Source organism: Pediococcus pentosaceus ATCC 25745 (genome assembly GCF_000014505.1).
Lineage (GTDB): Bacteria > Bacillota > Bacilli > Lactobacillales > Lactobacillaceae > Pediococcus > Pediococcus pentosaceus.
This window is the reverse complement of record NC_008525.1, coordinates 158773-174967: the sequence shown is the minus strand read 5'-3', so window position 1 is coordinate 174967 and position 16195 is coordinate 158773. Positions and strand designations below refer to the sequence as shown.

The following is a 16195-nucleotide window of genomic DNA, read 5'->3' as shown; positions in this document are numbered from 1 at the left end:
CCCCTTATAAGTTGATGTGTTCTCCACCAGTAACACCATATATTTGGGCAGTAGTATAACTTGCTAAGTTAGAAGCCAATAAGACATACGTTGGAGCTAGTTCAGCCGGTTGACCTGCCCGACCCATTAATGATTTTTGTCCAAATTCTGGGATAGCTTCCTCCGGCTGTCCGTGATCTAACTGAATTGGTGTCCAAATTGGGCCTGGTGCGACACCATTTACCCGAATTCCGTCTTCGATTAACTGCTGAGCTAAGTTGATGGTAAAATTAGCGATTGCTGCCTTCGTTGCCGCATAGTCCAACAATTGGCTACTTGGATTAAAGGCTTGGACCGAAGTCGTAGTAACGATGGCGCCTCCCGCTGGAATGTGTGGTTTAGCCGCCTTCACTAGGGCCAACATTGCCACCACGTTCACTTCGAAACTGTCTCTAATTTGTTGCACGGGGAGGTCATCAATCTTTTTATGGGCAATTTGTTGGCCGGCATTCAACACCATCGTGTCTAAACCGCCCAACTCTTCAACCACGCGATCAACCACTTCTTGAGGGGCCTTTTCGTCTCGGAAATCGTATGGCAATAAAACTGCCTTCCGGCCCGCTTTTTCGATGTATTCCGCGACTTCCTTCGCATCTGAATCTTCTCCAGGGAAATACTGGATGGCAACGTCTGCTCCTTCGCGAGCGAAGGCAATTGCAGTCGCTCGACCGATTCCTGAATCACCACCGGTTACTAACGCTTTACGATCTAGCAATAGTCCGTGACCTTCGTAAGTTTCTTCACCACAGTCTGGTTTAGGTCGCATCTCACTCTGTAGTGCTGGTGTATCCTGTTGTTGTTTTGGAAATTCTTCTGTATGATACAACTTTCGTGGATCCTTTAAATCTGGTTTACTCATTAATTCACTCCCTTTCTTTTGTAATTCAAATTCTAATCGAATAGAATTGCTTTATAAAGTAATATGCTTCAACGATGTAACCGTTTTACGAAAGGAGGATTAGCTCTATATGTCAACCAATTCGAATCAATTCGAAATTACCAAATTCAAAGACTTTAATGATCTTCAAAATCTAATTGAAAAGAATCGATTTCCGTCCAACATTGCAGCTGGGATCAAGACTCCGGAGGTTTTCCCACATACTTCCACGATTAAGGATGACAGCGGTAAAATCACCTACTTTGTAGGTCTCTGTAATTTAGTGATGACCAATCAAAAATCTGACTACGAAATTGTCCTAGACCCTTTAATTATTGTTTCGAGTCCTAATCAACTGAATTTTTTTGTTCGGGAAAACTCTAATACGGAAGCTGAGCTCCATCGTCTAACGCAGGCTATCCAACCTAGTTCGACTGAAGCAATTATTGCCCATTTTCTATTGCATATTTATGATAACTATCGAACTAAATTGTCTCATATCAAGCTTCAACTAGAGTATCTCGAACAGCAATCAACCCAAACTACCCAGAATCAAGAATTAATTCAGCTTAAAAATGTTAAGAAGGATACCGTTCTTTTGGAACATACCTTAGAGACGCAACATCAGGCTTTAGAACACCTTTTCAAACTGGATGAATTTTCCAATAACCTCCAAGATGAAACGGTGATTTATAATATAAAAACCGCCGAACGTCAGATCACTAAACTAGTTGAAGTTTATCGTGATTTGATTGACGCAATCAGCGGTCTTTTTTCCGATATTATGAGTAACCATTTGAATCATTTAATGAAATATCTTGATTCAGCAGCGCTTATTATTTCCGTACCTTCCCTTATCGCGGGCCTCTGGGGCATGAACACCGGCGGCTTGCCCGGTCGACACACGAGCGTTGGCTTTTGGTCCATGGTTGCCGTTAGTGGTCTATTGGCCTTCATTACTTGGATTATCTTACGATTCAAAAAATTTAATGACTAATTTCATCCGTTTCCAAGAGGTATTTTAAATCATCGACTTGACGCTTCAATTCGGTCCCAATCGTGGTATCGGCAATGTTGCGTCGCGGTAAATCACGATCAATAATTCGTTTCAAACTAGTCGATTGCGTTTGCGATTCATACAAGTCATCAATACCTTGGAATGGCATGTGCGTTACAATCTGGAACCCGTACGAGTTATTAATTAATGTATATCCCGCAATCCCAGTCGATTTTTGATAAGCTTTGGATAGTCCACCATCGATTACGATAATTTGACCTCCACCTTTGATCGGCGATTCTCCTTCGCTGACTTTGACTGGAGTATGCCCATTAATAATGTAACTATTACGTTCATCTAATCCAAATTTTCGTAAAATATAATGCGCAGTGGAAAGGCGATCTCTTAATTTAAAATAGGGGTTGTCGCCTTCCTTGTGGGTCGCCGAATCAGCAATAAAATAACGTTCAAAAGTGGTCATCGCCGTTCTACCAAAGAGGGGCGATTTTTTTCCAATCCAGCAATACCACATTAAATCGGTATCATCATCTTCATCACTCGTTTTCTTGGCTGCTCCAGCTCGAATGTGACGCTCGAAAAAGGTTAATAAATCTTTTCCAGCATATTTTTGACCATGATATTCAAATTGATCAAAATCACCATCTTCCGTTAGAGGAATACAGCCATGGTACAACAAATTATTATTGTAAATTAAATACATGCTTCCTTTTTCTAAAATGAAGTTCACATGCACCTTGATTTTAGGTGAATGTCTAAAGGAGTAACTCAAACTGTCAATGACTTCTTGTTCTTCCTTAGTGAGTTCATAAGGATGATCCGCATCAACCATTTGGAAACACCCATTTTCTAGCGGATATTCCTGATCTCCCAACTGAATTTTTCCTTGCTGAACTTCATCTAAAAAGAGCCGATCATCCATTTGAAATTCAGGTTGTCGTTTAATAACTTGTCCTTCTAACTTAAATTGGATAATGGTTAGCGCCTGATGAACTTGGGATAATAAATCCAAGTTGTTTTGGTCAAAGTCACCCGCCTTTGGATAAAAGGCGGGGTTAGCTTGATAATGTTGCGTGGCGAAAGTAAATAATGCTCGCAAATTAATACCATATTCCCGTTCCAAATCATATATATAACCGTAACGCGTGGCAATTCTAAATAACGTGGCAATGCAAGCTTGTGATCCCGCATAGCCTCCGAGCCAGAGCACATCGTGATTTCCCCATTGAAAATCTAACGAGTGGGCGTGCTCTAAAAGCTCTAACACTTGGTTGGATTTGCGGCCTCGATCAAAGACGTCCCCCACAATGTGAATATGATCAATCACCATTTTTTGAATCGTTCCAGCCAAGCTCTGAATCAAATCTTGGGCTCGGTCTAGCTCGATTATTTTACTAATAATCTGTTCATAATACTTTTGCTTGTTTTTTGGACTACCTTCTACATATAAAAGTTCTTCAATAATATACGCATACTTGGGTGGTAAACTTTTCCGTACTTTTGAACGAGAATATTTACTAGCACAGAATTGAGTGAGCCCAATCATGCGCGTAATCATCCCAAAATACCACTGCGTTAGTTCTTCTGCATCTTGTTCCAGTTGCCTTTTTTCTAAAGCATACTTCGGATAAGCTACAGTAAAATTCAATTCGTTTTTCTCTGTCTCATTCATTTCTGGAAAACAATCGTTGATCTTTTCTCGGATAATCCCCGCACCCGTTTTTAAAATGTGATTTAAGCCATCGTATTCACCGTGAATATCGCTGATAAAATATTCTGTACCTTTTGGTAAATTTAAAATAGCTTCTAAGTTGACGATTTCCGTTACAATTTCATCTTCGCTATTAAATTCCTTTTTCAATTCTTCAAAATATTTTTCTTTATACATTGGTATATATATCCTTTTTTGTTTTTTATTTGGAATTAATAACTTAGATGATAACATAAATAAAACCGCTTACAAACCAAACTTAACCGAACTTGTATTTTTGGTCTAGGGTTCAATATTTAAAAATAAAAATGCTTCATAACGAATTCGCTACGAAGCATTCTTTTTATTTACATCATTTTTGATAATTTTTCTTCAACTGAAGTTGCTGTAACCGCTAAAACTTCATTTAAATCTTCAATGTTCTTTTTACCTTGGGTTTGAAGCCATTGACGGCCAACTGCTTCACTCTCTCCCGCAAATGGTTCGATGGCGTTACGCCAAGTTGCTCGGCCGCAAAGGACTCCATTGAATTTTGAACCTGCTTCGTGGGCAAATTTCAATTCTTCTTGGAATAGTTCAGCTGAAACCCCAGCACTGAGGAAGATAAATGGTAGATTGGTTGCATCACTTTGTTCCTTGTAGAACTTAGCTGCTTCTTCCTTACTATAAACTACGTCATCATCGTTTTCAGCGAAACCTTCAACGTAAGCTTGGTTAACTGGAACTTCCAGCTTCAGTACATCCACTCCATATTCAGGTTTTGAAAATTCTTTCGTCATTTCAATTACCTTGTGGGGTTTTACCGCAGCATATTCCTTGCCCTTCACATCGTCGTTTTCAGCGTCGTATGAAACCAATTCAAGGAAGAATGGCATGTCTTCGGCCTTACATTCATCCCCTAAACGTTCGATAAATGCGTGCTTACGTTCGTTTACGGCATCGCCTTCATCAACATCATAATATAGAAGGAATTTAACCGCATCCGCACCCAATTCTTTTAATTTTCGAACTGACCATTGATCCAAAATGTCTGGAAAACGTCCAGGTTCGGTTGCATCGTAACCTGTCTTTTCATAAGCAACCAATAAACCTGCATTTTCATCACGAACTCGGGCTGCTGGTATTCCATATTCTGGGTCTAATAGGATCCCACTAGCGTATGGGGTTAATTCTGAAGAAATCGCCACTTTAAAATCTTCGATTTCTTTTTGAGTAGCTTCATGTCCACTGGCTGCGCCAATCATTTTTTTCAACGATCCTCGTTGGTCGATTGCAAGGGCGCTAATCACACCATTTTTATCTGACAATGCTTTAATTCCACGTAATTTACCATTTTCCATTTGAAATACTCCCCTTCTCATCTGTACTGGTTGGTATCATTCAACAAAACCTATTTTAACTGGTTGGTACCACTTTGTCAAACGCTTTCATTTTAAACTGAAGTAGCCTTAATTTTTATTTTTTGAATAGTGCCGCTATTTCTTCGACCGATTTAGCATTTTTTAGTTCTTGAACAAAACTTTCATGCATTAGTAACTTAGAAACCGATGAAAGATATCGTAAATGATTACCTTGGTCACGTTCAGGAATTAAAAACGAAATTACCGTATCAACGGGTTGGTTATCAAAAGTTTTCCATTCAATCGGTTGTTTTAATTTCAGCACTAACATTGCAGACGTATTAATTGTATTATCTTGAGCATGTGGAATAGCGATGCCTTTTTCCATCCCGGTAGATCCTGCTGACTCACGTGCTAAATATTTATTGTATACCGCATTTGCATCTGAACTATATCCGTTACTTACAGATAAGTTTGATAGATACCGTAATAGTTCATCTCTAGATTCAACATCAACATTAACTTTAATATTATCTACAGTGAGGATACTATCTAAACTTTCGTCATTCACTTTACGCTCATTTGATACTTCTCTTTTATCTTCTAATGTTTTTTCTCCAACGTGAGCTTTATGACCATCAGCTAATGAAAGTAATAGCCCCGAAACAATTGCTCCAATTACAATAAACAAAACCCATAAAAATGGTTTATTAACCAAAGGTAGAACGATAAAACCACCATGTGGTGCTGGAACGCTAATTCTAGTTGTATAAGTTAAAATTGCTGCGATGGAAGATCCAACCATAAAAATTGGAATATTAATTAACGGATTTTTAGCCGCAAAAGGTATTGCTCCTTCTGTAATATGCGTTGATCCTAATAAGAAGTTAACATAACCAGCACTTCGCTCATTTTCAGAGTATGCTTTACGGTTAAAAAGTACTGAAAAGCCTGTAGCTAATGGCGGAGCTATGCAGGCTGCAGATACTCCAGCCATGAAAAAGTAATTTCCTTGTGCAAGCAAAGCTGTACCAGTTAGGTATGCAGCTTTATTGATTGGACCACCCATATCAGAAGCACACATAATTCCAATAATTAATCCCAAAACTAATGGACTAGAATTTTCCATTCCTTTTAAAAACGCCATCATGCCGGTATTAATATCTTTCATCGGTACCGACATATACCACATAATCGCACCGGAAATAAAAACTCCAATAACCGGAAATAGAAAAATTTGTTTTAAACCATCTAAAGATTTAGGCAATTTTTTAAATAAATGCTGTAATAAAACCACTGTGTATCCTGCAAGAAATCCTCCGACAATTCCTCCTAAGAATCCAGTACCATTGGTATAAGCAATCATTCCCGTTGCAAAACCAACTACTAAACCAGATCTTTTTCCAATTGCTTCAGCAATATAGGCACATAAAACGGGTACCATCAAATTCATTGCAAATCCGCCAATCGTATTTAGCAGTTGAGCAAATGAATTAAATTGAGCGCTATTCGGGTCGGCAGAATTGATACCCCAGAAAAAGGAAATAGCTGTTAATACCCCTCCAGCAACAACCAAAGGAAGCATATGCGAAACACCGTTCATTAAGTCTACATAGATACTGTGCCAGAAAGTTCCATTAGTTGTACTGATTTGATCTTCTTTATTATATTGGCCATTACTGTGGTATATCGGCACATCATCGTCCAATATCTTACTAACTAATTCATCCGGTTCTTTCATTCCTTTAGTTACTGAAACATTAATTAATCTTTTTCCATCAAATCTTTCAATATCAACGTCTTTATCAGCTGCTATAATGACTCCTTTAGCGTTGCTAATTTCTTCAGGCGTAAATTGATTTTCTGTACCGCTTTGTCCATGTGTTTCTACTTTAATTGAAACTCCTCGTTTCTTGGCGGCCTCTTCTAACGCTTCTTGGGCCATATAGGTGTGGGCAATTCCAGTTGGACAGCCAGTAGCTGCAATAATTGTATATTTTGTCATTTACTATCCCTCCTAACAGTTTCAATCTTAATTTGCTCGTTTAACTCCTCAACGTCTGAAAAATCAGTTAATCCTGCTTTAAATGCAGTTGAGCTTCCAGCAGCGATACTAAATTTCAAATTTTCTGCTAAGCTCTTTTGTTGGCACATTCCTGCTACGAAAGTTCCTAGCATAGTGTCACCAGAACATGCTGTATTCACTACTACTCCCTTAGGCGCATCTCCACGTAAAACTGTATCTTTATTAACGAATAAGGCCCCTTCGCTTCCCATTGATAACAGGATATTTTTTGCTCCACAATCTATTAATTTTTCACAATATTTGATTAAGTCTTGCTGACTCAATATTTTCGAGCCAAACCATTTTTCTAATTCTTCGACATTTGGCTTAAGTAATTCCGGACCAAATGCTAACGTATCTAAAACTTCTTTATAATTCGTATCAATAATTAATTTGAATCTTTTAACTTTAGATAACTTTGCAATCTCAACTAAAATATTAGGATTGATACCTTCAGAAAAGCTACCCGAAATTATTAATATATCTTTACTTGTCAGCTTCTCAATCATCCTCATCAGTTCGGCAACTTGTTGCTTCGTAACATGGGGGCCACTATTTACTTCTTTATATTCCGTGTCCTCCTCTATGACTCTTGTAAAAACGTTAATTCTAGTAGGCTGGTCGGTATGAATAAATTTATTGGGGATTCCCCTCTTTGTTAAAGTATCCTCAATGAAAGAATTCGTGAAACCGCCGCCCACACCAAGCGCTGTATTATCAATTCCTAACATTTTTAAAATAAATGAAACATTCACTCCTTTTCCATTAGCCTGAATATCATAGTTATTCGTCCGATTAACCACTCTTGGTTTCAACTGTTGTGTTTCAATAAATAAATCAATTGCTGGATTTAATGTGCACGTATAAATCATTTCAAGCACCTCTTTCTTATACTCCTAATTCTAGCCTCATCCATAATGTAAATGTTTTCAAAAACTTTGTTATTTATGTTATTGTTGAAAAAGAATTTACAATCGGAGGGATTGGTTTGGCAAATGATAATTTGAGTTCGACAGAACAATTTGTATGGAAATTCATTCAAGACAACCTAGAATTGGTTCCTTTTTTATCTATTGTTGAGTTGAGTGAACGAGCTAACGTTTCTACGGCCACTATTATCCGTGCGCTAAGAAAAAAAGGTTTTACAGGTTTCAGTGATTTTAAGCATGGAGTAGCAAAGAATAATAGTTCAAAGGATTTTACCAATTTAGAGCGTGCCGATAGTGATATTAAAAGTGCCATCCTAAAAAACGAACATGAAGTTACTAACACGATCAAAATGATTAATATTCCAGATATTGAACAGTCTGTGCAAAGAATCAAGCATGCCAAAACCATTTACATTTTTGCCCGTGGTTTTTCTGAATTAATTGCAAAAGAATTATTAGTAAAACTGCAACTCTTGAATAAAAATTGCCAACTAAGTGATGATCCAAATATTATCCGCACTTTATCAGCAGATATTAGACCTGGCAATTTGGTTATTATTATTTCTCTAAACGGTGAAACCCCTGAATTAATCGAAGCTGCAAAGAAAACATCAAAAAATAAAATTCCCATTATATTAATAACTACTAATGCTGATAGTACAATCGGTAAATACTCTACAATTGAATTATGTGGTTTCAAATCCGAAACAACTTATTTTCCAGCCTTTGAAGTTCACTCTAGGCTCCCCCTACAAGTTATATCTCGTGTATTATTGGATTCTTATGTAATTCGTACCCAAAAATAAAAACCTCCGAACTTCAAAACGAAATTCGGAGGTTTTCTTTAAATTTTCTTGGTTTTAACAATGATTACTCCCATGATGGTTGCTAAGGTAATGGCCACCACAAAGGCTACATTTTGTAGATTTCCGGTTGGGTTCAGACCAAAGGCCCAGCCATAAGTCACTGGTCCCAGAGCGGCAATGAAATAACCACCCGCTTGGGCCATCCCTGAAAGCTGAGCCGTACGATAAGGATTACTGGTCTTAATCGCAAACATGGTTACTACGAACATGAAGAAAAGGCCAATCGCATAACCTAATAGCAAACTTTCAATCATCCAAAATATCGTGGACGAAGTGTTTTGGAAAAATAACATTCCTGAGGCAATTAAGCCGGTCACTCCAGCAGATCCTACTAAGAACAACTTGCCCAACCGTCCCCACTTAACTAATAATTGGGGCAAAAGCACGGTAATCGGCAAGCCAATCAACGAAAAAGCCGCCATGATAATTCCAATTACGCCTGATCCGACTTGGTGATACGCCATCAAGGATGGCATCCATGCAGTGAATGTGTAATTTAGAATCGATTGGCTCCCAAACATGATTAGAAAAGCCCATGCTTTTTTATTCACCCAGATTTGATCGTTGGACATAGCTTCTTTTTTAACTTCAACTTGCGGCTCATGGATTTCTTCTGATAGATGAGGCATCAAAAACAACCAGATGATTAATGCCAACAGAGGGGTAATCGCTAATACTATCAGCATGCTCCACCACCCGGCCCACACCATGATGGGCGCCGTGATAACGTTGAAAAGTGCCACTCCAAACATCATCGAAAAGGTATAAACCGAGGTATAAAGTCCAATATTGCTAGGGAAATATGCTGTAACAAATGATGGCATATAAACGTTTAAATAAGCAATTCCCATTCCAATCAAACTGGTTCCGATGATCATCGTCGGCATTGTAACGATGAGTCGTAATAATGAACCCACTAATAGGATGGCTAAGGTACCTAGGAGTGACTTTTTAAAACCCCACTTTTTTAAAATGGTCGAGGCGACACTCGAAAATAACATAAACATTATGAGTGGCAAAGTCGTTAAGATTCCCAAACTACTCTTCGAGACCTCCAGTTTGTTAGCCAAATCTCCTAGCATCAGAGGTAGCGTGGTAATTGGTGTTCGTAACATCAATCCGATTAAAATAACGAGGACGAGCATTCCGCTCGCGCCTAAAGTTCCTTTTTTCCAGTTCAAAACATTCTCCTTATAATTCATTAGTCGATGACTATTATATCAGAGTGTAAAAAAGCCAAAGAGTCCTAAATTAATCTGCTTGGGTTTCAGTTTTACTGAAAATTAGGTTAACTGAAAATCTTTATATTATATAGTAGTTATTTCACTAAAAGCGATAGCGAGGTAGTTGTCGAATAAACTCTTGGTAATGTAATTCTTCTCCAGTTGATTCAATTTGAACCTGTTCCAAATTATTTTGTCGCAATTGATCCTCATCAATCCAGATTTGGTGGGTAAAAGTCGCATTCCCAATTAAATCAATCGTATATGCACCATGAATTTGATTTACCCGAGTTTTGACCATCCCACCTGGATTAAAGATATCATTTACTTCATCCAATCTAGTTTGACCATCATTTAACAAGCTCCAAACTAAACTTGTCGCTGACATCCCTGTCCCACAGGCATTAGTAAAACCAACCCCCCGTTCATAAGTTTGGACGAACAATTGATTCTGACCAATGACTCGTCCAAAGCTCACGTTAACTCCCTTTGGGAACCAAGGATTGGAAGCATTTAACCTATGACCCAATTCCGCTAACTTTTTAGTTGAAAGCCGGTTATTATTATCAATTGCTATTAAATGTGGATTAGGTACCGCCACGGCTGAAAAAAGAAGCTGATCATCAAAATCTCGAACTGGCGCATTAAACAATTTATCCTGATTTTCAATTTGCATTGGTAGGTTTTTAGTATTAAAACTAACCGGTGAAATTTCCACCTGATATGTGGGTAACCCATTTCCAATCGTCGCTACCCGTCCTACATGCAAATCGGCTTGATCTGTTTGGACCAAAAAATCATTTTCTTCATATTTTTCGGCTAAATAACGAGCCACCGTTCGCAGCCCATTTCCACACATGCTAGCGAAGCTACCGTCGTTATTAATAACCTGCATTCGTCCCCGAACGCCAGCATGGTCACTTGAACTAACTACAAGAAGTCCGTCAGCCCCACCTAACAACCCTGTTTGATTATTAGTAACTTGAATTGCTAATTGAATTAACTGGTCTAGATTCATTGGTATTTCGAGTTGTTCTTGATCAAGTAATATAAATGAATTTTCTGATCCGTGTACTCGTAATAATTTAATCATCAGTCTGCCCTACCTTTGTTTTTAAAAAATTCTCTGTAAATTTCACGAACAGCTTGATTTACTTGGTTTTGATGAACTCCGAGCATCGTTGAGATTCTAGAAGCCCCTTGGTTAATCATCTGAATTCCAATTTGTTTTCGTGCTAGAGCATTCACAATTCGATCTACAACGCCGACCTTGTCACGCATTCCCTCTCCAACCACCATTAAGATTGCATAATCATCAATCCATTCTAACTGGTCAGTGTGCAATTCTTCCCGAATATCGGATAACAAACTGGGTAAAATTTCATCCGTTATTTGATTCTGGTTGAAAATAATTGTTAAATCATCAATTCCAGAAGGCATATGTTCGTAACTAATATCGTAACGATATAAAATTTTTAATAATTTCAAGGTAAAACCGACTTCACGATTCAACAGATATTTGTGTATATACAAAGCCGCAAACCGACTTGAGCTCGCCACTCCTGTTATTTCTAAATCAGAAGCATAATTTTGTTCGGGTTCAATTACGGTTCCTGGTAAATTGGGATGATCCGTGTTTTTAATCACAATTGGAACTTGAGCTTCAATTGCTGGGATGATGGCTTCATCGTGAAAAACGGAAAATCCAGCATATGCAAGTTCCCGCATCTCACGGTAAGTCATTTCTCGAATTGGATGTGGCTGGGCAATGATTTTAGGGTCAGCCGAATAAATGGAATCCACATCCGTAAAATTTTCATAAAGCTGAGCTTGGAAACCACGTGCGAGAATGGCCCCTGTGATGTCTGACCCTCCCCGCGAGAAAGTGCATACCTCACCATTTTGGTTATATGCATAAAAACCAGGAACTACAAGATACTCCGCCTCATCCAGCAAATTTGAACAAACTGCCTCAATTTGAGCATATGAATGCTGGTCTAAGATCGCGTTATTATAGTCACCATGTGCCTTTATGCCCAATTGTTTCGGATCAACAAATCGCGCAGTAACATTGAATTTTTTTAAAACTAATGCCATTAAAATTGCGTTTAACCGCTCCCCTGCCGCCTTAAAATGAGCAAGACGGCATGCTTTATTTGCGTGGTGCAAATTTGCTAAATCAATTAGATGTACATTGATTTGTTCAAAATCCGAATCAGAAACATGGTATGCATCTGCAATTTCTTGATATCGGTCTAGCACTGCTTGACGTGCTACTTTGACGTTCTCCCCAGATGCGTTGGCATATTTGATTAATAGATCCGTCACCTTAACATCATCTTTGAAACGCTTCCCCGGTGCTGAAACGACCACAATTCGACGTTCGGGATCTGCTCTTAAGATTTCAATTACTTTTTGATATTGCGCTGCGTTAGCTAGAGAGCTACCACCAAACTTAACAACTTTTACCATACTAGTCTCCTTTTGCGAGGTTCTAGCTTTCCAACTAACCAAAATAAAAACGCCCATTCGTAAAAAAACGAAAATGGGCGCTAGTAATTAACTAACATCGCTAAATCATTAGTCTGATTTGAAAAGCACCCCGCTATCAGTCATGATAGCGACAGTCCTTGAGATGTTATCTCAAGACCCAACAAACATTGAGAAAGGTCAATGTTCATTTCGGCGGATCATCCTTTCGCTGGGGCATATCGAATCCTTCATTCTATCCTCAGGTACTTTTAATCTCCGCAACCTCTTTTTTAATTTAAGCCTATTATACTCATTCTGTACTAGAATGCAAAAAAATAAATTTTTCATAAATCACTTCTACTTAGAGCAACAATTTATGACATATACCCCCTTACTTTATGCTTGACGAAATTCATTTAGTATTATAAATTTGTGAAAATTAAATTAGAAAAGGGGGTAAACGAATGTCTTTATACACCGTAAATAACGTTAATCAGGTTACCATAGGCGGCCTAAGCGCTACTCAACTTGCCCGTCAATATGGGACCCCACTCCAAGTTTTTGACGTCACCATGATTCGTAATCAAATTCAAGCCTTTCAAAAAGAATTTGAAGACCGTGGTATACGCGGCATCGTCAGCTATGCTTCCAAGGCTTTTAGTTGCAAAGCCATTTACCAAGTTGTTAAGCAAGAACATGCCCATTCCGATGTCGTTTCTGGAGGTGAGATTGCTACAGCTTTGGCCGCTGGTTTCCCCTCTACTAGTCTTAGCTTCCATGGCAATAACAAATCACTCGCCGAGTTGAATTTTGCCGTCCAAAAAGGAGTGGGAACTATCATTTTAGATAATTTTCATGAATTAGAATTGCTCGATCAAGTTTTGAACGAAAATAATACTCAAATTGATGTGTTGCTCCGTGTTACACCAGGTGTTTCTGCTCATACTCACAGCTATATTCAAACCGGTCAAACTGACAGTAAATTTGGATTTGATATTGATTCAGGACAAGCATTAAAAGCCATGCGCTTGTCCCAAAACAACCCTCGAATCCATCTACGAGGAATCCATGCCCACATTGGTTCACAAATTTTTGAAGTAACAGGTTTTAAATTAGAGGTTAAAAAGTTAGTCAATTTATTAACAAATTGGTCTCAAAAATACCAATTTACAGCCGATATTTTAAATATCGGTGGTGGATTTGGAATTAAGTATACCCATGCGGATGATCCTCTTGCCCCCGAGCTTCTTCTCGGTGAAATTTTAGATGAACTTCAAGTCCAGTACTCTAAGCTTGGACAACCCATTCCCACCATTTGGATAGAGCCAGGTCGTTCCATTGTTGGCCCAGCCGGTTTTTCACTTTACACAATCGGTTCACGAAAAGATGTCCCTGGTTTATCCCCTTACGTTGCTGTTGACGGCGGAATGGGTGATAATATTCGGCCCGCACTTTACCAGGCTGACTATGAGGCGGTCCTTGCAGAAAATCCAAACCAGCCTCCGATTGAAACCGTTCGTTTAGCTGGTAAATTCTGTGAATCTGGTGACATCTTAATCAACCACCTTCCATTACCTACTACTAAGACCGGTGATGTACTCGTTATGTTGGCAACAGGTGCTTACGGGTATTCAATGGCTAGTAACTATAACCGTAATCCTCGTCCAGCAGTTGTCTTTGCTGAAAATAGCCAAGCTCAATTAGTTATTCAAAGAGAAACATACGCAGATATGATACAAAATGATTTAGATTATTGAAAATTGAAAGGGGAATTACTATGAGTAATCTTGACACCCAGTCCATTATTAACACCATTTCAAACTCCAAAAAGCAGACCCCCGTTCGAGTGTTTATTGCCGGAGAAAAACTATATCAATTACAAATACCGAATGAAATTGAAGCTTTTATTTCACCAACTTCTGGAACTCTTTTTGGTGAATGGAAATACGTTAAAGCACTATTAGAATCATCTTCTCAAATCACACACTATCGAGTCGAAAACGATAGTCGAAATTCTGCAGTTCCTCTTCTGGACAAAAAGGAAGTCAATGCCCGAATTGAGCCAGGCGCTATCATCCGTGATCAAGTTTTAATTGGCAATAATGCAGTTATCATGATGGGCGCTATTATTAATATCGGCGCTGAGATTGGGGCCGAAACAATGATCGATATGGGCGTCGTCCTTGGTGGGCGGGCTCTAGTTGGTCGACATTGTCATATTGGTGCAGGTGCCGTCTTAGCTGGCGTAATTGAACCAGCTTCCGCTCAACCCGTTCAAATTGATGATCATGTTTTGATTGGAGCCAATGCCGTTGTGGTTGAAGGCGTTCATGTTGGAACCGGTGCTGTTGTTGCTGCCGGAGCAGTAGTTACCAAAGACGTTCCTGCACATACAGTAGTTGCTGGGGTACCAGCTCAAATTATTAAACGGGTTGATAATACAACTTCCCAGAAAACAGCGCTTGAAGACGGACTACGTAACCTATAAGGAAGTGTTTAAAATGACCATTGAACCATTAAATTTAGTTCGAATAAGGCGGCAGTTTCACGAATCACCGGAATTAGCCCTAAAAGAATTCCAGACCCACGCCCTACTTTTAAGCGTTATCCGCTCGCTACCGCAAAACTTGCTTGAAATTAAAACCATTCCCGAACTACCAACCGCTTTACTAGTTCGAGTTGCTGGTTCGCATCCTCATCGAACAATTGGATATCGAGCAGATATCGATGCACTTCCTGTCAACGAAAAAACTGGCCTTGACTTCGCTTCCAAAACTCCAGGTATTATGCACGCTTGTGGTCATGATATTCACATGACGGTTGCCTTGGGCATCTTAGAATATTTTGCTAACCATCAACCGCAAGATAATCTAATCTTCTTTTTCCAGCCAGCAGAAGAGAGCCATAGTGGATCGGTTCGAGCTTTTAATGCAAATATTTTTACCAATCAGTTTAGACCAAACGAATTTTACGGGCTCCATAGTACGCCAACGTTGCCAGCTGGTGTAATTGGTTGCCGCATGGGAACCCTGTTTGCTGGAACTACAGAAGTTAATCTTAAATTAACCGGCAAAGGAGGACATGCAGCCTATCCACAAGACGCAAATGATATGGTTGTTGCTCAAGCTTATTTAATTACTCAGCTTCAAACCATTGTTGCTCGTAATGTCAACCCCATCGAAGGTGGGGTTTTAACCCTTGGAAAAGTGTCTGCTGGAAATGTTCGAAATGTTATTGCTGATCAAGCCGTCATTGAGGGCACTATTCGCGGATTAACTCAGAAAATGATTCTTCTAATTCAACAACGCGTTCAACAAATTTGTGAAGGAACTGCCCAAGCCTTTAATTGCCAAGTCGAGGTCAAAATGAATCAAGGTGGGTATTTACCAGTGGAAAATGATCCAACCTTAACTCATGAATTAATTCAATTCATGCAAAGCGATTCGGCCATTAAGTTTAAAAAAACTCCACCAGCAATGACCGGCGAAGATTTCGGATTCTTGCTGAGCAAGTTTCCAGGCACCATGTTTTGGTTGGGCGTCGGCGCTACCAGTTCACTTCACTCTGCCACCTTTAATCCCGATGAACGTGCCATTCAATTGGGAATCGATGCAGTGATTAAATTTCTTCAAAATCGAATGTCCAAGGGGGCTTAAAT

The 16195-nt window shown here is 39.1% G+C and carries 13 protein-coding genes and 1 riboswitch; of the genes, 5 read left to right on the top strand and 8 right to left on the bottom strand.

The window, feature by feature from the left end; translation table 11 throughout:
- Window positions 1–4 precede the first annotated feature (4 nt).
- The gene (locus PEPE_RS00715; protein WP_011672875.1) at window positions 5–898 is read right to left on the bottom strand and encodes an SDR family oxidoreductase; all 894 of its coding nucleotides are present in this window, start codon (window positions 896–898) and stop codon (window positions 5–7) included.
- Window positions 899–1007: 109 nt separating this feature from the next.
- Between PEPE_RS00715 and PEPE_RS00710 the strand changes: the two genes are divergently transcribed.
- Window positions 1008–1913, top strand: a complete 906-nt coding sequence (locus PEPE_RS00710) for a CorA family divalent cation transporter (protein WP_011672874.1) — start codon at window positions 1008–1010, stop codon at window positions 1911–1913.
- Here the strand turns inward: PEPE_RS00710 and PEPE_RS00705 are convergent.
- From PEPE_RS00705 to pfkB, 4 genes are all read right to left on the bottom strand, one after another.
- Window positions 1903–3819: a fructose-1,6-bisphosphatase gene (locus tag PEPE_RS00705; protein WP_002834296.1), complete on the bottom strand. Its 1917-nt coding sequence runs from the start codon at window positions 3817–3819 to the stop codon at window positions 1903–1905. The two genes, PEPE_RS00710 and PEPE_RS00705, sit on opposite strands and share 11 nt — an antisense overlap.
- A gap of 170 nt (window positions 3820–3989) precedes the next feature.
- Window positions 3990–4982 (bottom strand): tagatose-bisphosphate aldolase, encoded by a 993-nt coding sequence (lacD, locus tag PEPE_RS00700; RefSeq protein ID WP_002834297.1) that lies wholly within the window; start codon window positions 4980–4982, stop codon window positions 3990–3992.
- Between the two features lie 115 nt (window positions 4983–5097).
- Window positions 5098–6987 carry a fructose-specific PTS transporter subunit EIIC gene (locus PEPE_RS00695; protein WP_011672873.1) on the bottom strand — a complete coding sequence of 630 codons (1890 nt, stop codon included), beginning with the start codon at window positions 6985–6987 and terminating at the stop codon, window positions 5098–5100.
- On the bottom strand, window positions 6984–7919 hold the full coding sequence (gene pfkB, locus PEPE_RS00690; protein ID WP_011672872.1) for a 1-phosphofructokinase: 936 nt from the start codon (window positions 7917–7919) through the stop codon (window positions 6984–6986). The genes PEPE_RS00695 and pfkB overlap by 4 nt, the downstream gene beginning before the upstream one ends.
- Before the next feature lie 116 nt (window positions 7920–8035).
- Between pfkB and PEPE_RS00685 the strand changes: the two genes are divergently transcribed.
- Window positions 8036–8782, top strand: a complete 747-nt coding sequence (locus PEPE_RS00685) for a MurR/RpiR family transcriptional regulator (RefSeq protein WP_011672871.1) — start codon at window positions 8036–8038, stop codon at window positions 8780–8782.
- 38 nt (window positions 8783–8820) lie between these two features.
- Here PEPE_RS00685 and PEPE_RS00680 read toward each other — a convergent pair whose 3' ends face one another.
- The 3 genes from PEPE_RS00680 to PEPE_RS00670 all read right to left on the bottom strand — a co-directional run bounded on the left by PEPE_RS00680 (window position 8821) and on the right by PEPE_RS00670 (window position 12537).
- Complete coding sequence (locus PEPE_RS00680; protein ID WP_011672870.1) at window positions 8821–10023, bottom strand: MFS transporter; 1203 nt, start codon at window positions 10021–10023, stop codon at window positions 8821–8823.
- A gap of 145 nt (window positions 10024–10168) precedes the next feature.
- On the bottom strand, window positions 10169–11158 hold the full coding sequence (dapF, locus tag PEPE_RS00675; RefSeq protein WP_011672869.1) for a diaminopimelate epimerase: 990 nt from the start codon (window positions 11156–11158) through the stop codon (window positions 10169–10171).
- Complete coding sequence (locus PEPE_RS00670) at window positions 11158–12537, bottom strand: aspartate kinase (RefSeq protein ID WP_011672868.1); 1380 nt, start codon at window positions 12535–12537, stop codon at window positions 11158–11160. Before PEPE_RS00670 ends, dapF begins: the two co-directional genes overlap by 1 nt.
- A gap of 115 nt (window positions 12538–12652) precedes the next feature.
- A riboswitch (Lysine riboswitch) is annotated at window positions 12653–12833 on the bottom strand.
- Window positions 12834–13001: 168 nt separating this feature from the next.
- Here PEPE_RS00670 and lysA point away from each other — a divergent pair.
- Genes lysA through PEPE_RS00655 form a run of 3 tightly spaced genes read left to right on the top strand, consistent with a single transcriptional unit; the run spans window position 13002 to window position 16193 of the window.
- Window positions 13002–14294, top strand: a complete 1293-nt coding sequence (gene lysA, locus PEPE_RS00665) for a diaminopimelate decarboxylase (RefSeq protein WP_011672867.1) — start codon at window positions 13002–13004, stop codon at window positions 14292–14294.
- A 20-nt stretch (window positions 14295–14314) separates the two neighbouring features.
- Window positions 14315–15025, top strand: coding sequence for a 2,3,4,5-tetrahydropyridine-2,6-dicarboxylate N-acetyltransferase (dapD, locus tag PEPE_RS00660; RefSeq protein WP_011672866.1), 711 nt, complete (start codon window positions 14315–14317; stop codon window positions 15023–15025).
- Between the two features lie 13 nt (window positions 15026–15038).
- The gene (locus tag PEPE_RS00655) at window positions 15039–16193 is read left to right on the top strand and encodes an N-acetyldiaminopimelate deacetylase (protein ID WP_011672865.1); all 1155 of its coding nucleotides are present in this window, start codon (window positions 15039–15041) and stop codon (window positions 16191–16193) included.
- Window positions 16194–16195: the final 2 nt, after the last annotated feature.

Coding starts and splice junctions, on each gene's coding strand:
- PEPE_RS00715 (WP_011672875.1), bottom strand. CDS start 898: ATGAGTAAACCAGATTTAAAGGATCCACGAAAGTTGTATCATACAGAA.
- PEPE_RS00710 (WP_011672874.1), top strand. CDS start 1,008: ATGTCAACCAATTCGAATCAATTCGAAATTACCAAATTCAAAGACTTT.
- PEPE_RS00705 (WP_002834296.1), bottom strand. CDS start 3,819: ATGTATAAAGAAAAATATTTTGAAGAATTGAAAAAGGAATTTAATAGC.
- lacD (WP_002834297.1), bottom strand. CDS start 4,982: ATGGAAAATGGTAAATTACGTGGAATTAAAGCATTGTCAGATAAAAAT.
- PEPE_RS00695 (WP_011672873.1), bottom strand. CDS start 6,987: ATGACAAAATATACAATTATTGCAGCTACTGGCTGTCCAACTGGAATT.
- pfkB (WP_011672872.1), bottom strand. CDS start 7,919: ATGATTTATACGTGCACATTAAATCCAGCAATTGATTTATTTATTGAA.
- dapF (WP_011672869.1), bottom strand. CDS start 11,158: ATGATTAAATTATTACGAGTACACGGATCAGAAAATTCATTTATATTA.
- PEPE_RS00670 (WP_011672868.1), bottom strand. CDS start 12,537: ATGGTAAAAGTTGTTAAGTTTGGTGGTAGCTCTCTAGCTAACGCAGCG.
- lysA (WP_011672867.1), top strand. CDS start 13,002: ATGTCTTTATACACCGTAAATAACGTTAATCAGGTTACCATAGGCGGC.
- dapD (WP_011672866.1), top strand. CDS start 14,315: ATGAGTAATCTTGACACCCAGTCCATTATTAACACCATTTCAAACTCC.
- PEPE_RS00655 (WP_011672865.1), top strand. CDS start 15,039: ATGACCATTGAACCATTAAATTTAGTTCGAATAAGGCGGCAGTTTCAC.